Annotated in this window: 31 protein-coding genes; 13 read left to right on the forward strand and 18 right to left on the reverse strand. The window is 38.4% G+C overall.

The genetic code is table 11. From position 1 onward, the window contains the following. Positions 1–175: 175 nt before the first annotated feature. The 3 genes from H5232_RS16885 to H5232_RS16890 all read right to left on the reverse strand — a co-directional run bounded on the left by H5232_RS16885 (position 176) and on the right by H5232_RS16890 (position 2,000). A complete protein-coding gene (locus H5232_RS16885; protein ID WP_182831218.1) occupies positions 176–835 on the reverse strand; it encodes a phytanoyl-CoA dioxygenase family protein in 660 nt (219 codons plus the stop codon). 29 nt (positions 836–864) lie between these two features. Then, positions 865–990, reverse strand: a complete 126-nt coding sequence (locus H5232_RS24325; protein ID WP_259400146.1) for a hypothetical protein — start codon at positions 988–990, stop codon at positions 865–867. Between the two features lie 116 nt (positions 991–1,106). Beyond that, positions 1,107–2,000 (reverse strand): LysR family transcriptional regulator, encoded by an 894-nt coding sequence (locus tag H5232_RS16890; protein ID WP_182831219.1) that lies wholly within the window; start codon positions 1,998–2,000, stop codon positions 1,107–1,109. 91 nt (positions 2,001–2,091) lie between these two features. On the opposite strand from H5232_RS16890, the gene H5232_RS16895 reads away from it, so the two are divergent. Then, the gene (locus H5232_RS16895; RefSeq protein WP_182797960.1) at positions 2,092–3,015 is read left to right on the forward strand and encodes a DMT family transporter; all 924 of its coding nucleotides are present in this window, start codon (positions 2,092–2,094) and stop codon (positions 3,013–3,015) included. A gap of 171 nt (positions 3,016–3,186) precedes the next feature. Next, positions 3,187–3,432 carry a hypothetical protein gene (locus tag H5232_RS16900; protein WP_145233036.1) on the forward strand — a complete coding sequence of 82 codons (246 nt, stop codon included), beginning with the start codon at positions 3,187–3,189 and terminating at the stop codon, positions 3,430–3,432. Positions 3,433–3,524: 92 nt separating this feature from the next. Here the strand turns inward: H5232_RS16900 and H5232_RS16905 are convergent, their stop codons facing one another. The 3 genes from H5232_RS16905 to H5232_RS16915 all read right to left on the reverse strand — a co-directional run bounded on the left by H5232_RS16905 (position 3,525) and on the right by H5232_RS16915 (position 5,878). Beyond that, entirely contained in the window at positions 3,525–4,874 is a 1,350-nt protein-coding gene (locus tag H5232_RS16905) for an SPFH domain-containing protein (RefSeq protein WP_149980966.1), read from the reverse strand. Then, positions 4,867–5,205: a methanolan biosynthesis protein EpsI gene (locus tag H5232_RS16910; RefSeq protein WP_182785073.1), complete on the reverse strand. Its 339-nt coding sequence runs from the start codon at positions 5,203–5,205 to the stop codon at positions 4,867–4,869. Before H5232_RS16910 ends, H5232_RS16905 begins: the two co-directional genes overlap by 8 nt. 265 nt (positions 5,206–5,470) lie before the next feature. Then, the gene (locus H5232_RS16915) at positions 5,471–5,878 is read right to left on the reverse strand and encodes a hypothetical protein (protein WP_182718909.1); all 408 of its coding nucleotides are present in this window, start codon (positions 5,876–5,878) and stop codon (positions 5,471–5,473) included. 941 nt (positions 5,879–6,819) lie between these two features. On the opposite strand from H5232_RS16915, the gene sbcB reads away from it, so the two are divergent. Continuing rightward, on the forward strand, positions 6,820–8,265 hold the full coding sequence (gene sbcB, locus H5232_RS16920; RefSeq protein ID WP_182731262.1) for an exodeoxyribonuclease I: 1,446 nt from the start codon (positions 6,820–6,822) through the stop codon (positions 8,263–8,265). Positions 8,266–8,312: 47 nt separating this feature from the next. Here sbcB and H5232_RS16925 read toward each other — a convergent pair whose 3' ends face one another. From H5232_RS16925 to H5232_RS16975, 11 genes are all read right to left on the reverse strand, one after another. Continuing rightward, entirely contained in the window at positions 8,313–8,975 is a 663-nt protein-coding gene (locus tag H5232_RS16925; RefSeq protein WP_246175522.1) for a hypothetical protein, read from the reverse strand. Positions 8,976–9,013: 38 nt separating this feature from the next. Beyond that, positions 9,014–9,754, reverse strand: coding sequence for an iron transporter (locus H5232_RS16930; RefSeq protein ID WP_182831220.1), 741 nt, complete (start codon positions 9,752–9,754; stop codon positions 9,014–9,016). Further along, positions 9,741–10,067: a cupredoxin domain-containing protein gene (locus H5232_RS16935; protein WP_246175520.1), complete on the reverse strand. Its 327-nt coding sequence runs from the start codon at positions 10,065–10,067 to the stop codon at positions 9,741–9,743. Before H5232_RS16935 ends, H5232_RS16930 begins: the two co-directional genes overlap by 14 nt. A 13-nt stretch (positions 10,068–10,080) precedes the next feature. Then, positions 10,081–11,385, reverse strand: a complete 1,305-nt coding sequence (locus H5232_RS16940; RefSeq protein WP_182831221.1) for an ATP-binding protein — start codon at positions 11,383–11,385, stop codon at positions 10,081–10,083. Further along, a complete protein-coding gene (locus H5232_RS16945) occupies positions 11,385–12,044 on the reverse strand; it encodes a response regulator transcription factor (RefSeq protein ID WP_182719149.1) in 660 nt (219 codons plus the stop codon). Before H5232_RS16945 ends, H5232_RS16940 begins: the two co-directional genes overlap by 1 nt. Position 12,045: 1 nt before the next feature. Continuing rightward, positions 12,046–12,693, reverse strand: a complete 648-nt coding sequence (locus tag H5232_RS16950; protein ID WP_182719148.1) for a hypothetical protein — start codon at positions 12,691–12,693, stop codon at positions 12,046–12,048. A 2-nt stretch (positions 12,694–12,695) separates the two neighbouring features. After that, entirely contained in the window at positions 12,696–13,490 is a 795-nt protein-coding gene (locus H5232_RS16955; RefSeq protein ID WP_182719147.1) for an SDR family oxidoreductase, read from the reverse strand. Continuing rightward, positions 13,487–14,176 carry a TenA family transcriptional regulator gene (locus H5232_RS16960; protein WP_182831222.1) on the reverse strand — a complete coding sequence of 230 codons (690 nt, stop codon included), beginning with the start codon at positions 14,174–14,176 and terminating at the stop codon, positions 13,487–13,489. The genes H5232_RS16955 and H5232_RS16960 overlap by 4 nt, the downstream gene beginning before the upstream one ends. After that, positions 14,173–15,645 carry an AMP-binding protein gene (locus tag H5232_RS16965; RefSeq protein WP_182739168.1) on the reverse strand — a complete coding sequence of 491 codons (1,473 nt, stop codon included), beginning with the start codon at positions 15,643–15,645 and terminating at the stop codon, positions 14,173–14,175. Before H5232_RS16965 ends, H5232_RS16960 begins: the two co-directional genes overlap by 4 nt. Next, entirely contained in the window at positions 15,645–16,283 is a 639-nt protein-coding gene (locus H5232_RS16970; protein WP_149980952.1) for a thermostable hemolysin, read from the reverse strand. The genes H5232_RS16965 and H5232_RS16970 overlap by 1 nt, the downstream gene beginning before the upstream one ends. A 242-nt stretch (positions 16,284–16,525) precedes the next feature. Further along, positions 16,526–17,407: an NAD(P)-dependent oxidoreductase gene (locus H5232_RS16975; protein ID WP_182731253.1), complete on the reverse strand. Its 882-nt coding sequence runs from the start codon at positions 17,405–17,407 to the stop codon at positions 16,526–16,528. Between the two features lie 122 nt (positions 17,408–17,529). Here H5232_RS16975 and H5232_RS16980 point away from each other — a divergent pair, with 122 nt between their 5' ends. The 4 genes from H5232_RS16980 (at position 17,530) to H5232_RS16995 (ending at position 21,123) form a co-directional block, all read left to right on the forward strand. After that, the gene (locus H5232_RS16980) at positions 17,530–18,051 is read left to right on the forward strand and encodes a glutathione peroxidase (RefSeq protein WP_182719144.1); all 522 of its coding nucleotides are present in this window, start codon (positions 17,530–17,532) and stop codon (positions 18,049–18,051) included. Further along, positions 18,011–18,997, forward strand: coding sequence for a 2-hydroxyacid dehydrogenase (locus tag H5232_RS16985; RefSeq protein WP_182831224.1), 987 nt, complete (start codon positions 18,011–18,013; stop codon positions 18,995–18,997). The genes H5232_RS16980 and H5232_RS16985 overlap by 41 nt, the downstream gene beginning before the upstream one ends. Before the next feature lie 465 nt (positions 18,998–19,462). Next, positions 19,463–20,497: a hypothetical protein gene (locus H5232_RS16990; RefSeq protein WP_182831223.1), complete on the forward strand. Its 1,035-nt coding sequence runs from the start codon at positions 19,463–19,465 to the stop codon at positions 20,495–20,497. A gap of 122 nt (positions 20,498–20,619) precedes the next feature. Then, positions 20,620–21,123 (forward strand): hypothetical protein, encoded by a 504-nt coding sequence (locus H5232_RS16995; protein ID WP_182719142.1) that lies wholly within the window; start codon positions 20,620–20,622, stop codon positions 21,121–21,123. 145 nt (positions 21,124–21,268) lie between these two features. On the opposite strand, the gene H5232_RS17000 is transcribed toward H5232_RS16995, so the two are convergent. Next, positions 21,269–22,147, reverse strand: a complete 879-nt coding sequence (locus H5232_RS17000) for a LysR family transcriptional regulator (RefSeq protein ID WP_077535644.1) — start codon at positions 22,145–22,147, stop codon at positions 21,269–21,271. Positions 22,148–22,240: 93 nt separating this feature from the next. Between H5232_RS17000 and H5232_RS17005 the strand changes: the two genes are divergently transcribed. The 6 genes from H5232_RS17005 (at position 22,241) to H5232_RS24750 (ending at position 25,752) form a co-directional block, all read left to right on the forward strand. Beyond that, positions 22,241–22,861, forward strand: coding sequence for a LysE family translocator (locus H5232_RS17005; RefSeq protein WP_182719141.1), 621 nt, complete (start codon positions 22,241–22,243; stop codon positions 22,859–22,861). Positions 22,862–22,875: 14 nt separating this feature from the next. Further along, on the forward strand, positions 22,876–23,568 hold the full coding sequence (locus tag H5232_RS17010; protein WP_182719140.1) for a glutathione binding-like protein: 693 nt from the start codon (positions 22,876–22,878) through the stop codon (positions 23,566–23,568). An 18-nt stretch (positions 23,569–23,586) separates the two neighbouring features. Continuing rightward, a complete protein-coding gene (locus H5232_RS17015; RefSeq protein WP_182719139.1) occupies positions 23,587–24,258 on the forward strand; it encodes a glutathione S-transferase N-terminal domain-containing protein in 672 nt (223 codons plus the stop codon). An 81-nt stretch (positions 24,259–24,339) separates the two neighbouring features. Continuing rightward, a complete protein-coding gene (locus H5232_RS17020; protein WP_077535648.1) occupies positions 24,340–24,720 on the forward strand; it encodes a hypothetical protein in 381 nt (126 codons plus the stop codon). 242 nt (positions 24,721–24,962) lie between these two features. Next, positions 24,963–25,229, forward strand: a complete 267-nt coding sequence (locus H5232_RS17025; protein WP_077535649.1) for a hypothetical protein — start codon at positions 24,963–24,965, stop codon at positions 25,227–25,229. Positions 25,230–25,410: 181 nt separating this feature from the next. Further along, entirely contained in the window at positions 25,411–25,752 is a 342-nt protein-coding gene (locus H5232_RS24750; RefSeq protein ID WP_404936405.1) for a tetratricopeptide repeat protein, read from the forward strand. Positions 25,753–25,872: the final 120 nt, after the last annotated feature.

Genomic DNA, 25,872 nt, shown 5'->3' on the forward strand with positions numbered 1-25,872 from the left:
TGAAGAAATAGTCGAACAGGTTTCGCAAGCGTGGAATAAATTCATTTCTGTTCCTGATACGGTTAAAAGCATATGCTCTAGAGACTGGATAAAATTGACTTAATCTTTATGCAGATTGGTATTATATATGTAGGTTTTACGCACACGTAAATACCTGTGGTGATAGGTGATACAGTTAACTGGCAAACTCAATACAATATTCTGCTGGCTCTATTTGTACTTGAGTTACATACAAATCATTGGGTAGCTGCACATTATTAGCCATGTCAGCTGAATTAAGCGCGTTGAGGTTAGCCATTAACGCTTGCCGCTTTTCGATCCACTCACTAGGAAAGCACGGATTATCAATAAAATGTGATACTGCTCTGAACTCAAAGTAGATCGTTCTACGTATAGCTGAACCTTTCTGTCTTCCTGATGCATGAACCGTGTTTACATGGTGAATTACCACATCACCTGCATTGGCCGTAATATCCACCCCCTGTAATTGTGCATTGGATAGCTGGCGCTTTAAATCACACACACTTGCTTGGCTACAATGAGACTGCGGGATCACTGTTAACGCCCCTTGCTGCGCTATTGCATCATCTAAATATACCCCCACGGTAAAAATAGGCTCTTGAGTTCTCACCGCCATATCGCGGTGCCAATCAAACCCGCGTGCATCTAATGAATTTTTTATCACAAGTGACTCATAGCTAGGTAAAACAGCTTCGCCGATAATAGCATCAACGTAACTCATTAGTTCAGTTTGCGCTAGCAGCTGAGCAAATTGTGGCTGAAATTGAAAAAGCTCATTAACGCGATAAACAAAAGGCTCATCTGCAGTTTGCATAACAGCAATATTATCAAATGGTAAACCGGCTACATAGTGGCAACCAACTCATCACAAAAGTGCTGCAGCTTTGTGATTATACTTGGTTTAAGTACTTGTTTAATTTGTACAAACCCCTGCTGCTTAAACTGTTCAACCACTAAATCGGTTTGCATATTTAATATCTCCTTTTAATATACAGGTACTTAAATTTGTAGTCCGGCGCTATCAATAACCAAACAGGCTGTATTTTACTTGCCCAACAATTCAAAAAAGTAATAGAAAAAGCATACTAACCTTGCTCAAATCTAGCTAGCACATATTCGATGAATAATCTGACGCGCAATGGTAAATGGTCTCGATCCCGATATAACATAAATAAAGTACGTGCCTTACTTTGCCAATCAGGTAAAACATGCTGAAGCTCACCTTGAGCAATCATTGGTAATGCATAATAGTCAGGAATATAACCAACCCCTAAGCCTTTTTTAACCGCGTGTGTGAGCATTTGAATTTCATCAAGCTCTAAACGAATGCCCTTATTGGGTTGAAAATCATAAACGTCGTCATTTTGTTTATTTACTAATTGCCAAATAGACATCGGCTGGCAAATCACAGCGCTTTTTGCACATAAATCAGTAGGATGCTTAACACTTTGGGCCACCGTCTGCGAATTACTGCACAAAATAAAGTGAATATCTTTTAGTGGCCTCGCAATCCAATTATCAACCACCGTATTACCCACCCTAAACACCACATCCATTGCTTGCGCTTCAATATCAATTAAAGTATTCGAGAGCCTAATATCTAGCTGGATCTCAGGATATTGCAGTAAAAAATCATAAAAAATATCCCTTAAAAATTGCGAGCCGGCATTAATAGGTGCACTGATTATGATCTTACCTTTCGGTTGATTCTTCTCGATATGAAGATCATCATTAATGCCATCTAACTCAGCAAACAATGCACTCGAACGTTGGTAATACAGCTCCCCCATATGGGTCAGCGATACGCGATGAGCATCACGGTTTAACAATCTAAGCTGTAAATCATCTTCAAGTTGTCGAATACGACGGCTCAATGTTGATAAAGGCACTGATAAAGCCAGTGCAGCATCTTTAAAACTTTTTAAATGGGCAACAATACAAAAATAGCGTAAATCGTCTAGTGAATATCTATATTTCATTTTTGGAATCTACTCTCTTATTTTTGCTTGTTTATCCACATTATGGAAAGTAATACACTTGCCGCAACTTTTCAACATCTCTGGATTGCTGATGAACTTCTCAGCCAACACAAAAGCTATTTTACTCCTGTTATTATGTGCATTTTTTTGGGGAAGTTGTTTTCCTATTGGTAAACATGCATTAAATCAAGTACACGCACTGACTTTAGTATTTTGGCGCTTTAGTATTGCCGCAATCTGCTTGGCTATCTACTTAAAAATAATTAACAGTACAAAACCAAGTTTAACGTTCAACCAATGGGCTTGGGTGATTATTGTTAGTGCTGTTGGCGTAGGTGGCTTAAACCTCGGTTTATTTACCGGGCTGGAACATACCAGTGCCGCAAACGGCTCGTTAATAATGGCGCTGAGCCCACTTGCAACCTCATTAATAAGCTCAGTTGCAAAGCGCTCAATGCCTACTGCAGCACAATGCTTTAGCTTAATCGTTAGCCTATCAGGTGTATTATTAGTTATCACCAATGGCGACTTAGCCGTGCTTTTGAATATGCAAATCAATGCCGGCGACAAAATGATCTTTTTAGGTATGTTAGCTTGGAGTTCATACACTTACTTTAGCCAAGGTATCAATCAGTACATGCCTGTATTGCCTTATACTTTTGTTAGTATGCTAAGTGGTGCAACAATCATTGGCTTAATGTGTTTAGTGACCGCCAATGTACACCCGCTTAGCGAACTCAGTAATAGCTCAATGGTAGGTATTATCGATGTTATTTATATTGGCTTATTTGGAACTGTTGCCGGCTATCTTCTGTGGCTGAATGGCATACGCCAACTTGGCTCAGCGAATGCATCGTTATTCTTTAACTTCGTTCCGGTATTTGCCATGTTAACAGCATTTTTGATGGGCCAACCAATTACAGAACTACAATTAATTGGCATTATTGTTGTGATCATCGGCTTATTACTGCCACGAATTGTTACCCCAAAACGCATTCCTGAACCTTGTAAATAACAAGTAATACAGCACCAGCTCATGATATATAGCGATGGGTTACCTACAACTCTATCGCTATTTAACCGCGTATTATTTTAGGATAAACAAGTAAGTGTGGCAGTTACTCTTTAAATAGAAAGAGTTACAATAATGCATTAGCAGCACACATAAACACCAAAGAGCAAAAAAATGAAAAATAACGACACCTTTAAAACTATCGCCACCTTAATTTTTAAGCAGCTTTATCAGCAGTTTCCAACACCAGTCAATTTAGATCCGAAAGCTATTATAGAAAGTGCATCAGCAGAGCAAATCGAATCAGTTAAAGGCACAATTGCGTTTCTTAACTACGAAGGCTATATTTTTGCTACCCCAAGCGCGACTTTTTTATTAACTGAAAAAGGCTTTGATCACGCTTTATGTCCAAAGTTTTAAATATTAAATCAATACGTTAGCCTATAGTTTACTAAGGCTAATCACATAAAAAAGCCCTAGTTGACTAGGGCTATTAAATACAATTTACTGTTCTACTTTGTTTTTTTATCTTTATCTAAACGCTTTTGTAAGCTCAATGCTGCATCCGCTGCAAGTATGCGCATAAACTCAGAGCCATTGCTTTGCTCGCCCTGCCCGGCACCTATTACAATTTCAGGCACTAAACGACTATTACCTAAACTGGTGAATAAAGCAGTTTGAATTTTAACTTCAGCTTTTAGTGTTTCATCAAACACATACTTAGGATCAAGGGCTGCCGATTTAGCCCGTTGACGCGCTTCGGCAAGTACATCCATCCCCATCGCTTCTAAGCGCTGCTGTTTTAAGATCTCTGCTTGCTCTTTAGCCAATTCAGCTTTCACCGCTACGCGTTGCTGCGCAGAAATAATTGCATTCGCTTTTACTCGTTCAGCATCAATTTGTTCTTTGATTTTTAACTTTTCTGATTCTGCGCGCTGTTTAGCAATCGCTTGTTCACCTAGAGCAACTTCAGTACGGGCTTGTTGTTCAGCTTTTTTTAAATTCTGTCTTGCTAAAGCTTCATCAGCAGCCGCTTGCTTTTGTGCCTCAAGTCTTGCATTAACCTTACTTTCGTAGTCAATATCAATAATACTGGCGTCAACCACTGTAATACCATACGCACCTAAAATAGGCGCATTACGTAATGCATTACCTTCTGAATCCTTTTTGATATTGATCGTGACGCGTTGCTGTTTACTCAAATTATTTAGCTCATCCGTTTTATCACGTTCACCGCTACTAATAATTTGTTCAGTCACAAAAATACCATTAGTAAGTTGATCTGCAAAATCTTGGCTTAATTGACCATTACCACCAGAATAATGCTGCTCTACAGACATCATCCGCGCAGATGCCTTTACATTTTCAGTGGTAGCGCGCATTAATAAGTTTGAGATCAAGGTTTCTTGCGAACCAAACTCTTCATGGATCTTAAGTAATCCACGTAAAGAACCAGATTCACCAGCAGGCACATTACCAGGTAACCTAAATCGCGACACCCCTCTTGCACCGCCTGTTGTTGTATCTAAAAATCGAATCGGAATTAGCGGCACAATGGCGCTTGCTGTAGCACTACTGTCGCCAGTAAAGTTAATTGAAATAACTTTTTTATAAGCAGATGTAGAACCAAAAGCTTTTAAATAAGGTCCAGCCTGATCGATAACAGTTAAGTTACCCGTAAATGCCGATTGATGAACTAAACGTTCATCAGCTTCATTCCATGAAATAACTTGCGACATAAGCGTAGCAATTACAGCTAATACTATAAAAATAGCACTCACTAAAATAACATTACGACGACCAAATCGACTTATAAAAGAACTCTTATTGCCTTGAGGGGTTACAGCTTGCTGACTATCCATTTTTATTACTCTCCATATCTAATTTTTTCTTAACAAAGTAAATAATTTCTTGCTCACTTAGTTGCCCGCAAAAACTACCAGAGCGATGCAACTCGATGAAAGTTGTTAAAATATCTTCTTTGCTTTTAAGCACTTCATTTTCGGTTTCTTGGGTTTTATTCTTTTCTGTTAGCTGGGTAATTAACTCATCTACAATCGTGTCTTTATCAAATAACACATTGTATTCTTTAGATTTATTAATCCTATTTTTATGCATATTACTGTAAATCATATACAAAGCAGCGCACAAAATAATGATGAGTATCGTTATCCCAATAAGGTAAAAAATCATAAAATCTACTTATATTGTTTTAATATTGGGGGGTTGGTAATAAGTGTAAAAATGGTTTACACCTGTTAAGCCGAGTATTATACAAGGTAACAGGAACAAAATGCAGGTTTTAAAATACCAAGAAGAAATATAATTTCTCTAATTGTATAAGTAATAACATATAAGTGAGTTTTACGGTTGGCTCAGAAGAGAAACACTTTAAAAAACAAAAAACCACGTTGGCTTAGCCTAACGTGGTTTTGTCTTTAATCGTTTATAAAAACAATTATAAAGAAAGGTATTCTTTAGCGCGCGTCAGGTTATGAGACACCATTTCGCTATCCGCGATTTGTGCGGCTTCGTATAAATCAGAAAGACCAGCCGTATCATTTTTTGCCAACATGCGGGACACGCCACGGTTGCTTAAAGCAAATGATGTTAGCGCGCGAACTTTCATACGTGGACCATTACTTTGCTTTAGCAATGCAATTGCTTTGGTACAAATTTCATCTGCTTGTGCATAATTTTTTGATTTCACATTTAATGCGCAGTTATTAAATGATTGTTCAACTGGCTGAGACGCTGCCGCATTATCAATAATCATTAATTTGTAATCACTTTGATCAGCCATAACAGCCGCTGAGCAAGTAAATAATGAGCCAAGTGCGATGGTTTTGATTAGTGAACGTTTCATGATTATATTCCTATTTGGTTTGAGTCGTGTCATATCGTCTGGGTTGCCGACAACTGAACTTTAGAGTGTTGGCTCAATTTCGACAAACGATAAAACTAAACCCGACAGGTGAAGAAAATTAACTTATAGACTTTAGTCTAATAAACGAACTGATATTCTATTTATTAACGGCATTAAATTGTTCATATACGCCTGACAATGAAATATTACTGGACTTGTACGTAATCGCTATTAGTATTGAATATAAGATAAGTTGTGGACTTTATATTTAGTTTCAGCAACTTAATTATAAAAATAATAATTCTCTTGTTATTTTCAAAGTTGAAATCCTCAACTTGGCTAAACGAGCCTCTGATTGCCGAGTCCCAATTATATAAATTAGCTGCAAACATGCTTTTAAGCTCTTTCTAGTCGTAACAATCTGAAAATAAGCAATTGATGATGAATTCCATCTGAGCAATAGGAAAGCTTTAAAGTATAGAACATGATAAAAAGGTAAAAAACATTCGTGGCTAAAGCACACTCCTACTTATAGGGCCAAAAAGCTCAACAACAATTTAAATATTGCTTTTAATTTAGAGCACTGATTTATAAAAGCTTTAACGCTGATACTCGCCCTTGCTTTCTCGACCAAAAAATACGCCAGCAAGCTTAACGCCTACGATAATGCTCTTGTAGCTCGCAGTAAAATTTTTTCGGGCTAAAACTCAACCTACAATTGAATGTATTCATAGTTATGAGTTTTTAAGCAGGCTTTTCTTTTAATGATTAATTAGGTTTCGCAACACTTAAGCCAAGCTACCCGAGAATAGTATGATTACCATCATTTCATCATCCAAACCTATAAACTCCCTCGCCTGTATGCCATAATCTAAATAATTCATGAATTTAGTAACTTGGCGGTATTACAACCGCTTCAAGCTAACTTAAAGGGTTTTTAAATGGCTTATCAAGAGCAAAATCAAGCAACTATTTATTGGCACGATTATGAGACCTGGGGGGCGAGTCCGCAAAAGGATAAGCCGAGCCAGTTTGCGGGTGTTCGTACTGATCTTGATTTAAACATTATTGGTGAGCCGTTGATTGAATATTGCAAACCTGTGGCTGATTATTTACCGCACCCTGAGGCATGTTTGATCACCGGTATTACTCCGCAAGTGGCGATGCAAAAAGGTTTAGTTGAGGCTGACTTTATTGCCAAGATCCATGCTGAATTTAGTGTGCCTAATACCTGCGTGGCCGGTTATAACAGCATTCGTTTTGATGATGAAGTAAGCCGTTATAGCTTTTACCGTAACTTTTACGACCCTTACGAACGCGAATACAAAAACAATAACAGCCGCTGGGATATTATAGATTTAGTGCGTGCTTGTTATGCACTGCGCCCTGAAGGTATTGAATGGCCGTTAAAAGAAGATGGCAGCCCAAGCTTTAAGTTGGAGCATTTAACGGTTGCCAATGGTATTGAACACGCTGCGGCGCATGATGCGTTATCTGATGTAACCGCGACGATTGCTTTGGCTAAACTAATAAAAGAAAAACAGCCAAAACTGTATAACTTCTTTTTTAGTTTGCGCGGTAAAAAAGCCTTAGCTGAGTTAGTTGATGTATTTAATATGACGCCGCTGGTGCATACTTCATCACGTATTCCTGCTACCCAAGGCTGTACCAGTTGGATTGCCCCGATGAGCTTTCATCCGACTAATAAAAATGCAGTCGTGTGTTTTAACTTAACCGAAGATCCACAGGTATTACTCGATTTATCAATTGAAGAGTTGCGCACCCGCCTTTATACCAAGCGCAGTGAGCTTGCCGATGATGAACTGCCTGTTGGTTTAAAATTGGTACATTTAAATAAATGCCCTATTTTAGCGCCTGCTAAAACTTTATTACCTGAAAACGCCGCCCGTTTAGGCATTGACCGCGAGCAGTGTTTAAAAAATCTTGCGATTTTAAAAGCCAACCCAAGTCTTCGCGATAAAGTCACTGAAGTATTTAACGATAAGCCCGATTACGGTAAAACCACCAATACTGATTACATGTTATACGACGGCTTCACCAGTCATGCTGATAAAGCTAAATTTGCCATTATCCGTGATGCCAGCCCTGAGCAATTAGCGGGTATGAAGTTGGATTTTGAAGATAAAAAGTTTGATAACTTATTGTTTAAATACCGTGCCCGTAATTGGCCGCAATCGCTTAATCAAGATGAACTTGATCAGTGGCGTCAATATTGCCAAAACAAATTAATGCATGGTGAAGATCAACCATCGATCAGCGCACAAGATTTTATGGTTACGCTAGAAAATCTCGCCCATGAACATGACGATAATGAAAAAAATCTGACTATTCTAAAAGCGCTTTATAACTACGCGCAAAGTATGTAGTTTGCAGAGATTTAAAGCCGCGAGAAAAGTTTTCGCGGCTTTTTGCTTTAAAATTCAAACTCTAGGGCAAGGCGAAAACTGTGATCTTTACCTTGTTGGCTCAGCTCGGTCACAAATCCTGCTTCCCACTTTAGTTGTCGCTTCGCTGAAAATCGATGCAGGCCAATAAAACCAGGGCCAATACCAAAGAAGTCTTCTCCGGCGTATAGCTCTAATGCAGGCTGAAACTCAGAGCGAAAACGATAGCGATACTGCGCGCGAAACTCAGTTTCCCATTCGTTTTTAATATCACCGCCCCACTCGTAGACTAAAAATGCATTCATGGTGAGGCTAGTCCGACCAAATTCTTTTTCCCATAAAAAGCCAGTTGTGGCTTCATAACTATCTTTGCCTTCTTGCTTTTCAAGTTCAAATAAGGCGCCCCAATCAGCCCACAGCCGCCCTTGCTCCACCAACTGCCAACGCAGTTCTAGTTCGTAGGCTGAGAAGCCAAAGTTACCGTCGTCATCACGCTCTCCAACCGCATAACCTTCCAAACTCATAGTGTCGTTAAACGAGCCACCTAAGCCAATTCGTTGGGCTAAAATATTGCCCTTATCTGTTTGATGAGAGATCAAACGCCATTCAAATTCGCGCTCAAATGGTAATACGTAAGGGTGGTAAACTTTATCTACGACTATTCCATCGGCTCGCACATTAAACGATGCCATGAACAAAAGCGAAGTTAAGCACCACGCGAGAATAAATCTCATGATGGCTCCTTTTGAGAAAATTGCCGAGTAAATACTATACTGGTGCCAATAAAGGCTATAACCGCCACTAGATAAAGCCATAATGCAGTTTTGCTTGGCGTTGCCTCATAGCCGACTAAGGCTTTGAGTACACGGCCTAACTCTGAGTTTTCGACTAGCACTGCACGCCAATCAAAGTAGTTGGACGTAATATTGATCAAGTCAATTTGGCTGGCCAGATCTAATACTATCAGTAATTTTGCCGAGGCATTAAAAGCCAAAAACAACATCAGTGGATACACACCAAATCGTGCTCTAACACTATGCAGTAAAAATAATAGCAACACACCAAAACTACCACAGATCCCTATTCCCAAAGATGTACCTATAAGCAAAGGTTTTGCTGTATCGGTGTTATGCCAAAAACCAACCAGATAAATAAAATAGTGACTCAAATACAGCGCCATAACCGCAACTATTGCAAGCAATGCGAATAAACGCTGCTGTTTACAACTTATTAGTGATGCAACATACACAATGACACACAATAGCATTTGACTAAACTCAAGGCCGCGATGATCAAATAACTGGCTCAACCAAGCGGCACTTTGTACATAAATAATACTACAAAGCAGCCCAACAAAAGCGGTCACTATCAGCACACGCTGGTTTAGCTTTTGCAATGACTGTAACAGCACGAGTAAAATCACGACTGGTAACAGCTGATTTATACTCATCAATAAACTAGTTATCAGCATCAGTCTTTCCTTCTACTAATACTGCACCACGGGCTGTGTTAGGTGAAAACTCACCAAAAAACTCATAACGCCCAGGGCTCAGTGGCCCGATATAAATCACACTACTACGATTTGGATACAGCACTTTCTCTCGATTTAAATCAAAGCTGTCAAACTCTTCTGGCGTACTATCTTGATTTTCAATTAAAAGTTTTAGTTTAGTATTGGCAGGAACAATGATCTCCGCGGGATAAAAAAGGTGATCTTTTAAAATTAATTTATATTCTTTAGCAAAACACGAAAATGGTAATACGCTAAATAGCAGCAGGCTGATAAACCCTAACCAGTTATTCACTCTCTGCTCCTTGCATAAATTCTACTCGTACTTGTAAGCCGCCTAATTCACTGTCGGCTAAAGAAATACTTGCATCATAAATTGTTACTATATGTTCAACTATCGCCATACCTAATCCGGCACCTTGCTCTCCAGAGGGGTGTTTATCACCTCCAACACGGTAAAAACGGTTAAAAATTCGTGCTTTATGGGCATCATCAATGCCAGGACCTGAGTCATCAATCTGCCAACCATACGCACCTTGCTGATTGTTTAAGTGGATCACTATATTGCCACCACTGGGCGTATATTTTATTGCGTTACTTAATAAATTACTAAATAAGGTTGCCAAGGTAAATTGGTCACCATTAATAACATAATCATCGCCTTCAATACTGATCATATGTTGTTTTGCATCAAGTCGTTCGTATAGCTGTGCAACCACTTGTTGACTGACCTCTAGCACTGAAATTGGGCTAAATTGTGCCTGCCATTGCTCTGGATAGGTGCGTCCCAAAATCAACATTTGCTCAACAATATTACTAAGTTTATCGATACCTTGCGCCATTGCATCAAGTTCCAAGCAACCGTCACCTTGTGCGCGTAGATTATGAACATTTATTTTTAAACTACTTAGCGGGGTGCGTAATTCGTGGGCAGCATCTGAGGCAAAAAAGCGTTCTCTTAAGTAGGCACTTTCTACACGTTTAAACAGATCATTTAAACGTGAGATCACCGGTTTAATTTCGTATTCGCTCACCTGCCAATTAATGGCAGTAAAGTCATTGGCTTGTCGCGTTTTTAATAATGTTGAAAGGCGTGTTAAGGGCCTCAGTCCTTGTTTGACAAATAGACTGATCAACACCGCAAGCAGTGGCACACTCCAAAGCAAAGGTGTCATTGCTGACAAAATCATAGTCTCGCTAAGGGCATAGCGTTTACTCAGCGGCTCTGCCACCAGCACTTGTTTTGTCTGCATGGTTAATCTGAATACTCGCATCCGCTGCCCGGCTAAGTTTTCAACACTAAATCCGTTCAGTCTTGGTTTTTGCACAAGCTCGGCTAATGATTTAGACGCGCTGAGTAAATTGTTATCTTGCCAAATTTGAAACAGTAATTGGGTGAGATCACTGCGCAGCATAGGTGAATCTGTGTGTATAGGTTGCTCGATCAGTACATGAGCAATGGTTTGCAATTCGTTATCAAGTAGCAGCTCGGCCTGGCTCATACTTTCGCGGTAGCCTTTGCTGAATGCCAAAAAGCAAGTCAGGATCACCGTTGATAAAATAATCAGCGTTAATCTGCGTTTAATTGACACTAACGTTTACCAACCACATAACCTATGCCACGTAAGGTTTTAATTAGATCTTTAGGGAGCTTTTTACGTAGATGATGAATATGCACCTCAATAGTATTTGAACCTACTTCTTCGCCCCATTCATATAGTTTGCTCTCTAATTGTTGTTTGGACAATACGCGCCCTTGATTTTCAAAAAGCGCTTTTAGTAACATAAACTCTTTACGCGGCAGGTTTACCGGTTGCTGATCAAGTGTGACTGTAAAAGCGGAGGTATCCATTTCTACATTTGCTACATTAATAGTACTTGATTGCGCATGAGTTACGCGCCGACTAGCGACTCTTAAACGGGCAAATAATTCAGCAGGATCGAATGGCTTAGCTAAATAATCATCAGCACCTAAATCTAGCCCTTGTACTTTGTCGTCAATACTACCGCGTGCCGTTAAGATTACTACTGGTAAGTTAGGGCGATGCTTTTTGACGTGTTTTAATACATCAATGCCATCGCCATCAGGTAGTCCTAAATCAAGCACAAGTAATTCGATCTCGTCATTTTCGAGCCATTGCATGGCTGATTTTATACTAGCACAGTGCTCGACACTGTAACCTTGTTGGCGAAGTGAACGACATAATCCTTCAGCCACTAACTTATCATCTTCAACCAGTAGTAAATGCATATTATCTCTTTAGTTTCTTATCTACTTTTACCAATAACTGGGTGATCTCTTGCTGGCGGTATAAATCCGCTTTTGGCCTATCAGGGCGTGCCGGTGCCTGTTGAGCGGCAAGTAAATGTGTTTTTGCCTTTTTGTATTCTCTTTCGTCATACAAAAAGGCCGCGTATAAGTAATTACTATCGATACCGTTTGGATTAATAGCAAGCGCTTGGTTAAATAATTTACTCGCTTTGTCATCATCACCAAATCCAATTGGCCAACCCGGTACTTTACTGTAAAGGGTCGCTAAACTGGTGTAAGCAGAGCCTGATAACGCATTGGCATCAATTTCTATGGCTTGCTCTAACTGTGCTTTAGCATCTTTTGCTAACCCTAACGCACCTAAGCCGCCTTTTGCCCCAGCATAACTTGATAGCACAATACCATACCAAATATGGCTTTGTGCCTGATCATCATAGGTCTTTGCAAACCCAGCGGCCTGCTCTGATAACTCTTCAAATGCATTGAGCTGCGCTTTATCTACTAATTCATAATTCACAGTTGCCCAACTTGTTTGCACCTGAGTTAATTCGCTAGCAAGATCGGCATGCGCTGCGCTGGTTAAAAATATCCCAGTTAACAAGCAGCTAGTATAAAGTAGTTTAGTCATAGTCATTCACCTTTATCAATTTTATCTGCAAAAAAACTTTTAATTTTAGGAAGTTGTTTTGCAATTGCGTTATCTACTAAGGATGGAAAAGCACCATTTAGTTTGACAAATAAGCGTTCTGGAAAGCCAATGTAACTGCGTGAATTTCCAGATTTCAATAATGAAATGAGCGCATCTGCCACTTTATCAGGTGGATCCATTGTATTGCCTAAAGCTTTATTCATCGCGCGTACTTGCACTGAATTGATATTTGTATCAGTTGCTCTAGGTGCTAAATATAATATTTTTACATCACAGTGACTGAGTTCGCGGGCCAGCGCTTCGGTCATTCCTCGTAAACCAAATTTACTTGCGCAATATAAGGTTTGATAAGGGTAACCAATACTACCAAACGATGATCCCACATTAACAATTGAGCCTTTTTTAGCTAAAATTTGTGGTAAAAATAGTTGGCATAACTTAATTGGCACAGACAGATTAACGATCAGTAAGTCATCTATTTGCTGCTCCGTCATTTCACTAAAACCTTGCATCACATTAATGCCAGCGTTATTGATAAGCATTGTTGCACCGCCAAGTGATTTAGCATGTTCAAGTAATTTTTGGCGAGTCTGTGCTGATGTTAAATCACCAATAAATATCTCACAGTCTTGGCCACACTTAACCTGTAATACCTCTAGTTGTGCTTGTTGACGACCAACTAACAGTAAACGCCAGCCATGCTGAATCAACTTTAATGCTACGGCTTGACCAATTCCGCCTGTCGCACCTGTTAATACGCAAAGTGGACGGTTCATGCAGTTTGCTCCAAGTCGCTACTTACAAACTGTGGATCTGTATCTAATTCACGAAAAATATTGCCATATAACTTATAAAAACATTTAGCGGCATGCACAATCACTTGTTGATCTGCAGGAGACTCTATTTTATTCATCAGATCTTCAAAAAACTTCACATGCTCAATATCCAAAGCCCCATGAGATGTTAAATAGCTAAATGCCTTTTTAGGTAATCCGGTCATATTGGCTATATTACTTGCCGCATTATCGGCTAACGCAATTGAAGTACCTTCGAGTACATGCACCATGCCAAAAAATGCCAATGGATTACCACGATTAATTGTATCGTAGGCATAAGCAACCATTAACTCGGTGGCAAATTTGGGAGCACTTTGACGTACTTGTTGTTTATCAAAACCACAGGCTGCAATATCATTGAGCACCCACTCTTGATGACCTATTTCTTCTTCTATATATTGTGCAACAGCCTCGCGGATCCACTCTTGTTCAGTCGATAATTTCGCGCCCACGGCCATCATTAATGGCACCGTATGTTTAACGTGATGATAGGCTTGAGCTAAAAATGAAGCATACTCAGTTGTGCTTACTTGCCCCTTGAATACTCGAGAAATGATCGGTGAAGCCAGTAAATACTCGCGTTCTGCTTGGGTTTGTGATTTTAATGTCTCGAAAAAATTGCTCATAATATTGCCTCACTGTACAGTGCTGTTAGTTGTGCATGATAATAGTTTGCTATTGCTTGGCGTTTAGGGCGGTTATTACTGGTTAATAATCCCCGCTCTGCAGTAAGTGGTTCAGCTAAGCGATGAAATGTTTTAATTTGGGCATATTCCGGTAATTGTGCGTTAATACCTCTACAATGCTCCGCTAATACCTCATCAGTCATATTTACTGATGCATAAATAAGTGCTACTAAATGCGCTTTACCTTCACCAAAGACAACAGCTTGTTGTACTTCACTGTTACTGAGTAGCAAAGATTCAGGCCACTCAGCGCTGATGTTGCGCCCAAAACTAGTAATAATTTGGTTTTTTAAACGCCCCTTAATAGTTAACCGACCTTGTTGTTGATCAACCAAATCACCGGTTGCATACCAACTCGTTTGATCATGGGGTTGTTGACCTAAATAGCCTAAAAATAAGGGTCCTTTAATAAATAGCTGCCCGTCTACCAGTTTGCTTTGCAAGTGATTTAACACCCGCCCTGCACACTCTATGTCATCATCATTTGGCGTGTTTAAGCTCACCACTGATGAAGCTTCAGATAAGCCATAACCTTGATAAACTGGTAACCCTAAACTACGCGCTACAGTGATCAATTCACTGCTGAGTACAGCGCCTCCAACGGCAATAAATTTCAGGCTCTTTGGTACTGTCCATCCCTGCTTGGCAAACCAGACTAAACAGGTCAATAATTCCGGCACCAAAATAAGCGTATTCGGTTGCACACGATCAATGGCATTGATCAGTTGACTGGCATCATTTAATTTTGCCCCAGAGAAGCCTAATTCTGGTAGTGTCATAACATGCACTTCACCTGCGGCTAATAACGGTGCAAAAACCCCTGCAATGTTTTCAAGTAATACTGGCAAAGGTAATAAACACAGATGTTTTGGCTGTTTTATCGCTATTTTTTTATGCAATGAGGTCGCCACTTGTAATTGACTTTGTAAAGATAAACACACTCCCTTTGGCTCACCGGTAGAGCCTGAAGTAAACGTCACTTTTTGGGTATCTGTAAAAAATGTTGTAGGGCTTGACGCGCTTACTTTATAGATATAAAGCGGGTAGCGGGTTAACACGCTCAAGGTCGCAATACATTCTAACCCGTCAAGTTCACAGGGGGTGTCGCTGATAAAATGCGAAACGCCGCTTTTATTCACGCTATTAGTTAGCTGTTGTGGGCTAAAAAAGGTCGGCAGCGGAATGCTTACTTGTTGTAACTCAATCAATGCAAAGTCAACAATTAACCAAGCAGGCGTATTGTCCATTACAAACGCCACGGCTGACATATCAAGCGCTTTAAAGTCGATAATTAACTCGGCCACTGCTTGCATCAGCGTCTGTTTACTGATCGGCTGCATTTGTTGGTCATGATGATCAACAATCACAGTATCAAGCGATGCGTGTGGTAGTTTCGATAAAAACCCCATTATGCCTCCAATTGCGATGCTAATTGGCAACTCGCTTGATGATAGTGCTGTTTAATATTAAACAAATGAGGTGTGTTTATTACGCAATCATGAGCAGCCGCTAAATCTACCACACACAGTGTTGGTTTATTTTCATAATAAGTCCCCCAATCTGCTGGGTTATCAAGTGCCTGACTATTGGCTAATGCAATTTCAGTGCAATTAACTGAGAGCATTTTTAATAATGCTCTAACCTTTGCAGTGGCACAAAATACCAAACGTTTTGCGCCAATTTGATAAAGTGCTTCATTCATTAGTACAAAATGAGCGAGAGTCGCTTTGCGATTTGTTGAACATAAATTACCAAGCTCGTAAATATCTTCCCTCGGTACATCAACAAAGTATTCAATCGGCTCTGGTAAGTATTGCTCGATAAAAAGTGATTGAGTAGCAGCTCTAAGTCCCAGCGTGCAAGAATCAGCGGCAATACTTAATTGGCATAACACCGGCATAAACTGCTTAATATTGGCGCCGTAAGCTCTGGCAAAACTCGCTTTAACGACTTGCTCTAATTGCACACGAAATGGCATGTTTGCATTAGCACACACATAATCATGTGTGTTGGTAACAGGCAAGTTAGTAACTTGAAGTGATTGCATAGTGTTCGCTCTTTTTAGACTATGGGTAAAATCTAACGAGCAAAACTTAAATAAACCTTAAGAAAAATTAATTTTTATAAAAAAACCCAAACAATGTTTGGGTCAGTGATTACGTAACTGGAGATTTCAGGAATAATAAGCCACATCTACCCGCTAATTGCGGGCTTATGCAAGTAAATTTAAGACAGTTAGCGTTTAATTTACTTGCTGGAGATAGACTTATTATCCGACGCTCTGATTATCTATTTTTTATGTAACGCTTCGATGCGCGCCAATAAGCTTGATGTGTCAAAACGCCCACCACCAAGTGCTTGTACGTCAGCGTAGTACTGATCGACCGTCGCGGTCATTGGTAAAGTGGCACCATTATTTTTTGCTTCATCTAACGCAATACCTAAATCTTTACGCATCCAATCAACAGCAAAACCAAATTCGTACTCACCTGCCCACATGGTTTTGTAACGGTTTTCCATTTGCCATGAACCAGCCGCACCTTTTGCAATCGTCTCAATGACTTTTTCGCCATCAAGGCCTGCTTGTTTGGCAAAATGTAAGCCCTCGGCCAAGCCTTGCACAACGCCCGCGATACAAATTTGATTAACCATCTTACACAACTGTCCAGAGCCAACTTCGCCAAGTAACTGGCTAAAACGGCTAAATGCCGCCATAACGGGTTGTACTTTTGCAAACACTGCTGCGTCGCCACCAGCCATGACTGTTAATACACCATTTTCAGCACCAGCTTGACCACCCGATACTGGCGCATCAATAAACGCAATATCTTTTAGTGCCGCATTAGCGGATACTTCGCGCGCAACTTCGGCTGAAGTCGTAGTGTGATCGACTAAAATAGTGCCTGCTTGCATACCTTTAATCACCCCGTCAGCACCATAAACTACTGAGCGTAAATCATCATCGTTACCTACACACATAAATACGATATCTGCATGTTCTGCGGCTTTTGCTGGCGTTAATGCCACCTGACCTGCGTATTTTTCTGCCCATTGCTGTGCTTTTGCTGTGGTACGGTTATACACGGTTACTTGATGACCGGCAGTTGCTAAATGACCCGCCATTGGATAACCCATTACACCTAAACCGATAAATGCGACTTTCATTGACATAAAATTGACCTATTTCAGTGGTAACTTAAAAAGATAATTTGATTATCTCAACCGAACAGTAAAAAAGCGAATGAAAAAGTCTTCATTAAATTTCTTCATGGACGAGACAAAATAGGTAACCTATGGATAGCATATATCAATTCAGTGCCCCGCTTTATAACGGCGAAAATTTTTCCTTAAGTCAGTTAAAAGGCAAAACGATTTTAATCGTCAATACCGCCAGTAAGTGTAACTTTTCGGTGCAGTTAAGCGCACTTGAAAAGCTGTATCAGCAATATAAAGCACAAGGGTTTATTGTGTTAGCATTTCCGTGTAATCAATTTGACTACAATGAGCCAATAGACAACATTGATATTAAAGACTTTTATCAACAACAGTTTAATGTTAGTTTTCCTGTGTTTAGTAAAGTAATGGTCAACGGCCCTGATGCTCATCCGTTATTTAACTATTTAAAAGCACATACCCGAGGAATTGCACAAAATCGTGCTATAAAATGGAATTTCACCAAGTTTCTAATAAACTCTGAGGGACAATTGGCGGTACGTTATGCACCGCGCACTAAACCCGATACCTTGAAACAGGTCATAGAGAGTAATATTAATGATGCAACTAACGGTAGCGCTTTTCAGTTCGCAAAAATATGAACATGCATCTTTTGATGCCTGTTTAAACAATCAAACACGCATCAAATTAACCCGTTTTGAACAATCTCTTGATGCGAAAAGTGCCATACTTAGCCAAGGCTTTGATGCTGTATGCGTATTTGTAAACGATATCGTTGATAAAACGGTTATTGATCAGCTTGCTCAATTCGGCGTGAAATGTATTTTATTACGCTGTGCTGGCTTTAATAACGTTGACCTAGCTGCGGCAAATGTCCATAACATCAAAGTATGCCGAGTACCCGCTTACAGCCCTGAGGCAGTTGCAGAGCACTGTGTGGCATTAATGCTTACCCTCAATCGCAAAACTCACAAAGCCTATAACCGTATCCGTGAAGATAATTTTGATTTAAATGGCTTGCTTGGCTTTAACTTATTCAAGAAAACCATTGGTATCATTGGCTGTGGAAAAATTGGCTTGGCTTTAGTAAATATACTCAATGGCTTTGATGCAAATGTATTGGTTTGCGACCCTTATGCAGTACCAGGCAATTATACAATTTGTGATCTAGACACTTTATTAAGTCAAAGCGATGTGATCTCTTTGCACTGCCCGTTAACCGAGCAAACTCATCATATGATCAACGAACACGCTTTTGCCAAAATGAAGCAAGGGGTGATGCTTATAAACACTTCCCGCGGCGCATTAGTTGATAGCAAAGCCTGTATTGGCGCACTTAAAACTAAAAAATTGGGTTATTTAGGGCTAGATGTGTACGAACAAGAGTCAGAACTATTCTTTAAAGACCGCAGTGATGAAATTATGCAAGACGATGTATTTTCGCGTTTGGTAAGTTTTCCAAACGTACTGGTCACCGGCCACCAAGGCTTTTTTACCAAAGAAGCATTGAGTGAAATTGCGCAAATCACCGTAAATAATGCACTTGAGTTCGCTAATAACCAACAACTAAGAAATGAAGTTAAATAAGAGTTTGATTTAGGTGCTAGATGCTAGATGCTAGATGGTAAATGCTAAATGCTAGATGCAAGATGCTAGGTCAAAGTTTAAAAACTAAGGCAGAAAAAATCAACCAAGTTAGCTTGGTTTAAACCGGTTAAGTTGCATAAGCTGAAGTAACAAATATCTGTTCTAACACTTTTAACTAATAATTAGAGTTGGCTGGCAGGCTGCTATGAGCGATAATCGGACACTGAAAAAATTAAATTTATTCATGTGTTTTGAGTAGAAACCTAATTTTGTCCAATAACATTATTAAACGCCGTTTTGGGGCAAAATAACATGCATGATTCCTAGCTGTTTTAATTACTTGTTTACAAAAGTAATTATTGGTGAAATTATCAGGGTATGTAATATACGCCGTTTTGATGTGTTATAAACCACCAAAATGGTGTTCAATAAGCTGCTAGCTCACCAAGGTAAGTGTAAACATCTATGGATTTATTTGAAGATATAGGCTTGTCAGGTAAACAACATAAAAACTTTGTTAATATACTTAAGCAGTCTATGAAAGCTGATAGAGCAGAGCTCTTAAAATGGTGTAATGGTTTTCCTGATAGAGACAATAAACTTGTTACTGAATTTCAAACGACATTCAATTCAAACTTTTGGGAAATATATTTATATGCCCTATTTAAAGAAATAGATTTCAAAATGGACTGGTCTTATTCAAGACCTGACTTTTTGCTTGAATATAAAGGTAACAATGTTGTCGTAGAGGCAACCATATCTGAATCAGCAGTTGGTAAAACTCCTGAGTGGGAAAAAGATTTATCGAAAGGTATTCCAGATAGGTTCAAAGACATGAATATGGATTCTATTATTCGCCTGTCAAATTCGATAAATAAGAAGTACATAAAGTATAAAAGTTCATATTCTAAGCTAGAACATGTACGTCCCAATCCATTTGTTTTGGCTGTAGCTCCATTTGAACAGCCTCATTTTAACCTTCAATGTGAAGTGCCAATTATGGCTTTATTATATGATTTTTACGTAGACGAAGATGCATATAACGATGCGCCTCATTTATTCCCAAATGGTCCTCCTGATGTGAGGCTCGGTTGGGTCGAAAAAGATAATGGTACTGAGATCCCACTTGGCTTATTCGAAAGTGATGATTACTCTGAAATTAGTGCAATTATTTTAAGTACAACTGCCACATGGGGTAAAATTGAAGCTATGTCAGGTAATTGCGAAATTCAACGCGCAGTGTCCTCGGTATGGTGGTCTGAGGTTGATAATAAACCTATTCAGAGGCATTCAATGACAAACCAAAATAAAGAGAATGTTAGAGATGGTTTATACGTTTTTCATAATCCTTATGCTAAGAAACCAATAGACCCTGATATGTTCAAACTAGATGGTGTGACTCAGGTTTTTGTTGATTCTGATACAAAGCGTATTACGAAAGAAAGAAATGGATTTTGCCTTATGCATCGGCAAACAATAAACTTTGTATCTGAGAGCTAAAAAGCGCTTTAAATACAACAAAAACAGTTGGTTAGATTTCGCCTTGTTCCACATTATAACCTACAATTTTTGTCTGCTTAAGCGGGCGTTTATGCTGCTATGGAAAGTCGGGGTAAATTAAATTGAGCAAAGTATTACGCATTTTATCTATTGTATTTGCTTCTCTAAGTCTAATTAGCTTATTTCAACACGTGTTTGATGTTGGATTTGTTTCTATTTTTTCAGATTTAATTGAGTATTATCGAAATGCCTCACAACAACTGTTTAGCATTTTTGAGTTTTTATTTACATTTAATATACCTCAAGCATTAAAAGACCTTTGGTTGCTTTCGTTTATTGGGGCTGGTGCATATATAAAAACTCCTAACATAGAAAATAGCCGCTTACTTCGTAACTTTGAAATATCTCAAGAGAATAAGTATTGGAAACCAATTTTTTTCTTACTAATGGGGGGCGCATTTATAGGCGCTGGCATATTACTTTCTATATTTAATCCATTAATATATACCGACTCTATGTCTGAAGAACCGCAGGTTTTAATGCGTGGTGCAGCTAGAAACGGTTTTATTGTCATTATTGGGGTTTGCGCTTTCTTTGTGTTAAATGCATATGCTCCTTCAGTGTAAAAGCAGCATAACAAGAGACTAAGATTACGACAGTCCGCTTATGGCACAGAGCCGTCATTCGGATCTAAATTGTTTATGCCCCCAAAATAATTTAACGTAAATACTCTAAAGCAAACTGTAATAGAGATCTGCATAATGCTTTACCTTAGTTAGTTAAATTTTCTGAAACAAAATCTATGAACTTCCTAACTTTTAACGGTTGTTTTTTGTCTGCATAAAGAAGGTGGACATTTCTAACTTTTGGTTGACACCCTTCAAGTACTCTAATGAGTTCTCCAGATTGGATGCTTTCTTCAAGCAAATGATAGGGTTGAAGAATAATGCCAATCCCCTTGAGTGCTGCATTTTTTAGTGCACTACCATTATTACTAATGAATCTACTGGTTTGTAAATGTAAGAGGTCAATTCTAAACTCCTTTTTAAAATTAGAGCTATCAAACCAAGGTTTAAAGCCTAAAAAATGATGATTTTCTAAATCCGTTATATTTTTTGGGGGACCGTTAGTTTTTAGGTATTTTGGTGAAGCACAAAAAATAAGTTGTTGGGAAAAAACTCTCTTTGAGATGTAAGAAGCGTCTTTCAAATCTCCGACTCTGAAAACGATATCATAATTGTCTAAAACAACGTCAGTTAAAGAATCGGATAATGTAAGGTCTATTCTTATTGCGGGGTTGGCCTCTAAAAAGTCGGCAATGATTGTTGTTAATACATGAGTACCAAAGTTGTGCGGAGCATTCACGTTAATCAAACCTTCAGGCTCTTTTGTAAAATCATCCATTGAAAGAACTAAATCTCTATATTGCTTTTGTAACGCTTTAGCTTTGTTTAGATACACCTCACCAGCTTCTGTTATGTTTTGTCCTCTAGTACTTCTATTAAGTAGTTTAATATTTACTTCCTTTTCTAGAAAATTCACGTATTTGCTTACCATTGTTGTGGAAATATCAAATTTCGTTGCGACTTTCGAAAAGTTTTTTTCCTTGCAAACAGAAATGAAAATCTCAATAGCTTTTAATCTGTCCATGTAAACCTCTGGTTTAAACTGTTTTAATCAAAAGTGGGTTAGTGATTTTATCCTAGCAGTATAAAATGGGCTCGTAAATCAAATGGAGTCAATATGGAAACTTACCACTTAATTAGCTTTGCATTAGTGTCATTCCTGACTGTGCTTAGTCCAGGTCCAGCTGTGTTATTTACAATTCACAATGTGTTTAATGCAAATTCACAAGATGTACTGAAGGGGGTTCTGGGTGTTGCAACAGGAATATTAATAGTAGGTTTCTTTGCAACGTTGTTAATCATGTTTACAACAGAAGCCGTTGGCGGCGCATTTAAGGTTCTTAATCTTGCAGGAGCTTTTTATTTTTTATATTTGGCAGCAAATAATCTTAAGGCATTTAAATATAAAAATAGTTTGAGCAATGAACAGAAAAAACATTTTTTTCACGGCCTAGTCATCAGTCTACTGAACCCAAAAGCACTTGCTTTTTTTATATTCATCTTTCCTACATACATGCAAGAAAATTATATTTCTGCGGGTATAGCAACACTATTAACAAGTATTTTTGCTTTAAATGTATTACTTGTTCATTGCTTCTATTATTTTAGTTTTAACTACTTAACTAAAACAATAGGCATTGACAAGTTCGCAAATTACTTCAATCGACTATCAGCATTTACTTTTTTTATCTTCGCTTTGTTTATGTTTAATCAATTTTTAACAAGCATTACTCAATAACTTAAGGTATCACTATGATTGATTTATATTACTGGACTACGCCCAATGGTCATAAAATTACGATGGCACTTGAAGAGCTAGGTTTGGATTACAATTTATATCCAATAGATATATCTAAAGGGGAGCAGTTTTCACCTGAGTTCAGCGAATTGAGCCCCAACCAAAGAATACCAGCAATAATCGATAACGCCCCATTCAATACTTTTAAACCAATCAGCATTTTTGAATCAGGCGCTATTTTGCAATATTTAGCTGAAAAATCAGGGAAATTAATCGGTGAATCTCTCACTGATAAATATAAAGTCTTACAATGGTTAGCTTGGCAAGTAGCCGGACTTGGCCCTATGGCTGGACAGAATCATCATTTTATACATTATGCTTCTGAGCAAGTACCTTATGCAATTAACCGCTATCAAAATGAGACGAATCGTCTTTATAGTGTTATGGACAAGCAACTGGCGCAAACTGAATATTTAGCTGGTAACTTTTATTCAATTGCTGATATCGCGTGTTACCCTTGGATAAGAATACATGCTTTTCAAAGTATTGATATTGAGAAGTTTAGTAACCTTAAGCGCTGGTTAAATAATATCAAAACGAGACCGTCAACAATTAAAGCTTTTGAGGTGGCAAGTAGAATTAATACCCAACCTACGGTTAATGAAAAGGCGTCGCACCTACTTTTTAATCAATCGCATGTTAAGTGATTTATTTAGGAGAACAACATGATTAAATTGTATGAATTAGCAGGAAAAAATGGGGTTATTTTTAGTCCTTATTGTTGGCGTATAAGAATGGCGTTAAGTTTTAAAGGGGTGAATTTTGAATGCGAAGAAGTCGCTTTCACGGACATTAAAAACATCAGTAAAGGGCTATTTAAAACGGTGCCAGTAATATCAGATAACAACAATGCTATTAATGATTCATATGATATTGCTGTCTATCTGGACAAAACTTACCCAGATACACCTTTACTTTTTCCAAATGAAGATTCAAAACAAACCTTTAGATTTATTGAAGCGTGGTCTAACTCGCTTCATTCTGATATCGCACAGATTGCAATTTTTGACATTTACAAAAAATTACAAGATAAAGATAAAGCATATTTTAGAAAATCAAGAGAAGCTCTTTTCTCAATGCCTCTTGAAGATGTACAAGAAAGGAAAAGTGCTGAAGCTACATCTAGTTTACTAAAAAAATTATTGGTTTTAGAAAAGTACCTCACAAGAGCAAGGTTTGTAGGCGGTTTAAATCCAACATATGCTGATTTCATCATTTTTGGTAGCTTGAAGTGGCTACTTCAAACGAGCGAACCTTTCAGTCATCATGAACTTCCAGAAAAGACTAGAGAATGGTATGTCGAGCTTTCAAATCGATATAGTGCACCTTCAAGTTAACGTAATGTCTTTAAAAATTAACCTTAGAAAAGGGACTGGAGTAATGATTTGCTCTGCAATAAAAGTTTTGTGGAATGTAATATGTATATCCGCTTTGTAATTAACGAATTTTGTCATGAGTCAAATCAGCGTCTAGGTCTATTTCTTGCTGTTAGGTATATGAAAGATGATAATAAATTTTTGGATTATGAGTTGGAACAAGCAGAGAGCATTATGGAGTGGTTTAACAACCACCTAGAATCGCCATTGGATTATTTGAATGCTCAAAAACTTAGAAAAGCTGATATTTTCATAAGTTGGTTCAAAATATCGGCCAAAAAACATATTTCTAAGGTTAGAGAATTTGTTGTATTGCTAGAAAGTAAAGGTATCGTAGTTGAAAAAATCAGAACAGAAAGACCTGGAAAAATAGTTTATTCAGATGAATATCAAGTGTTTGCTAAGCCATTTGAAAAGTATTAACTTTAACCACCCCTGATAGTTTAGCTGTACCACTTATCAATTGGAAAGTACTTTACTGTTATACATACACAGACATATATAAATTTTACCTAAATCAACCTCAAATAAAGGTTATTAACCCGTATTTGAGATTTTAAATTACTGTGTGGATGCAATTCACTCTAGTTGATTAATAATGGATTGTAGTTAACTGTTTTAAGAGCTGATACCAAAAACGAATTGTAAAAAATAAGAGACAATAGATGACAAGTGATACACCAAAAGACTATAGCGAGGATATGTATAAATTCTACTTTGAGGTTGGTGAGTGGAAGGGCGAAGCTCTTACAATCATTAGCTCATTTCTAGGTCATTATCATTCGAAGAATATAACCAAATTAGAGTTTGGTTATGAACTGATAATGCCTATTCAGTGCGTACCAGATTTGGTGTCACTTTTGATTGAGAAAAACATAGCTATTTATCAGATAGTGCGTGGTGAAAAAACACAAGAAACTTGGCGGTTATGACGAACTTGTAGAGTTGAATCAGTTTTTGTCACATTTTTCCTGTCCCTTGGTTTTAGTGTTTAAGGTGGATAGCTATTTTGTGTAATGTACTTTATTAAGATGTTATTAGCTTTGAGGAGATTATGGAAAGTATAATAAAACAAGCAATTCAATTGCGAAAAGAGGCAAACATCATGAGTCAATAGCGTTACTTGAAACGCTACTAGATAATGAGACATATTCTGCTAAAGCTCACTTACAAATTGCTTGGTCGTACGACAATCAAGGTAAAGAGAAAGAAGCGGTTGAGCATTATCTGACATCTCTTACAGGTCCTTTATCATCCATTGAAAGATTCGATGCTTTGTTTGGACTGGCAATTAACTATCGAAGCCTTGGTATGTATTCAGAGGCCCTAAGCTATTTCGAGCAAACGATCAGTGAGTATCCTAGTTGCATTGAAATCCAACCTTTCTATGCCATGTGCCTTTACAACATAGGTCGTCACAAAGAAGCAACAAAGTTGCTGCTCGAACTTTTGTAAGCGTATAGCTAACGACACCTAGCTTTGCTTAATGTTCCAAGGTAGCAGTGGCTCAAGGTTATCTGGCTGCTCAGCAAGGCGCTGTAAGCAAGTAGAGATATAGTCATGCACCACAAGGTC

Source organism: Pseudoalteromonas sp. SG41-5, from assembly GCF_014164495.1.
Classification (GTDB): Bacteria; Pseudomonadota; Gammaproteobacteria; order Enterobacterales; family Alteromonadaceae; genus Pseudoalteromonas; species Pseudoalteromonas rhizosphaerae.

Excerpts from the sequence above, each read along its gene's own strand:
- H5232_RS16890 (WP_182831219.1), bottom strand. The coding sequence starts at position 2,000 with ATGAAATATAGATATTCACTAGACGATTTACGCTATTTTTGTATTGTT.
- H5232_RS17025 (WP_077535649.1), top strand. The coding sequence starts at position 24,963 with ATGACAAGTGATACACCAAAAGACTATAGCGAGGATATGTATAAATTC.
- H5232_RS16885 (WP_182831218.1), bottom strand. The coding sequence starts at position 835 with ATGCAAACTGCAGATGAGCCTTTTGTTTATCGCGTTAATGAGCTTTTT.
- H5232_RS16925 (WP_246175522.1), bottom strand. The coding sequence starts at position 8,975 with ATGGCATCGTTTAATGTGCGAGCCGATGGAATAGTCGTAGATAAAGTT.
- H5232_RS16990 (WP_182831223.1), top strand. The coding sequence starts at position 19,463 with ATGGATTTATTTGAAGATATAGGCTTGTCAGGTAAACAACATAAAAAC.
- H5232_RS16945 (WP_182719149.1), bottom strand. The coding sequence starts at position 12,044 with ATGCATTTACTACTGGTTGAAGATGATAAGTTAGTGGCTGAAGGATTA.
- H5232_RS17000 (WP_077535644.1), bottom strand. The coding sequence starts at position 22,147 with ATGGACAGATTAAAAGCTATTGAGATTTTCATTTCTGTTTGCAAGGAA.
- H5232_RS17010 (WP_182719140.1), top strand. The coding sequence starts at position 22,876 with ATGATTGATTTATATTACTGGACTACGCCCAATGGTCATAAAATTACG.
- H5232_RS17020 (WP_077535648.1), top strand. The coding sequence starts at position 24,340 with ATGTATATCCGCTTTGTAATTAACGAATTTTGTCATGAGTCAAATCAG.
- H5232_RS16955 (WP_182719147.1), bottom strand. The coding sequence starts at position 13,490 with ATGAACCGTCCACTTTGCGTATTAACAGGTGCGACAGGCGGAATTGGT.
- H5232_RS16965 (WP_182739168.1), bottom strand. The coding sequence starts at position 15,645 with ATGGGGTTTTTATCGAAACTACCACACGCATCGCTTGATACTGTGATT.
- H5232_RS16900 (WP_145233036.1), top strand. The coding sequence starts at position 3,187 with ATGAAAAATAACGACACCTTTAAAACTATCGCCACCTTAATTTTTAAG.
- H5232_RS16930 (WP_182831220.1), bottom strand. The coding sequence starts at position 9,754 with ATGCTGATAACTAGTTTATTGATGAGTATAAATCAGCTGTTACCAGTC.
- H5232_RS16960 (WP_182831222.1), bottom strand. The coding sequence starts at position 14,176 with ATGAGCAATTTTTTCGAGACATTAAAATCACAAACCCAAGCAGAACGC.
- H5232_RS16985 (WP_182831224.1), top strand. The coding sequence starts at position 18,011 with ATGCAACTAACGGTAGCGCTTTTCAGTTCGCAAAAATATGAACATGCA.
- H5232_RS17015 (WP_182719139.1), top strand. The coding sequence starts at position 23,587 with ATGATTAAATTGTATGAATTAGCAGGAAAAAATGGGGTTATTTTTAGT.
- H5232_RS16975 (WP_182731253.1), bottom strand. The coding sequence starts at position 17,407 with ATGTCAATGAAAGTCGCATTTATCGGTTTAGGTGTAATGGGTTATCCA.
- sbcB (WP_182731262.1), top strand. The coding sequence starts at position 6,820 with ATGGCTTATCAAGAGCAAAATCAAGCAACTATTTATTGGCACGATTAT.
- H5232_RS16950 (WP_182719148.1), bottom strand. The coding sequence starts at position 12,693 with ATGACTAAACTACTTTATACTAGCTGCTTGTTAACTGGGATATTTTTA.
- H5232_RS16980 (WP_182719144.1), top strand. The coding sequence starts at position 17,530 with ATGGATAGCATATATCAATTCAGTGCCCCGCTTTATAACGGCGAAAAT.
- H5232_RS16895 (WP_182797960.1), top strand. The coding sequence starts at position 2,092 with ATGAACTTCTCAGCCAACACAAAAGCTATTTTACTCCTGTTATTATGT.
- H5232_RS16970 (WP_149980952.1), bottom strand. The coding sequence starts at position 16,283 with ATGCAATCACTTCAAGTTACTAACTTGCCTGTTACCAACACACATGAT.
- H5232_RS16905 (WP_149980966.1), bottom strand. The coding sequence starts at position 4,874 with ATGGATAGTCAGCAAGCTGTAACCCCTCAAGGCAATAAGAGTTCTTTT.
- H5232_RS17005 (WP_182719141.1), top strand. The coding sequence starts at position 22,241 with ATGGAAACTTACCACTTAATTAGCTTTGCATTAGTGTCATTCCTGACT.
- H5232_RS16910 (WP_182785073.1), bottom strand. The coding sequence starts at position 5,205 with ATGATTTTTTACCTTATTGGGATAACGATACTCATCATTATTTTGTGC.
- H5232_RS24325 (WP_259400146.1), bottom strand. The coding sequence starts at position 990 with ATGCAAACCGATTTAGTGGTTGAACAGTTTAAGCAGCAGGGGTTTGTA.
- H5232_RS16915 (WP_182718909.1), bottom strand. The coding sequence starts at position 5,878 with ATGAAACGTTCACTAATCAAAACCATCGCACTTGGCTCATTATTTACT.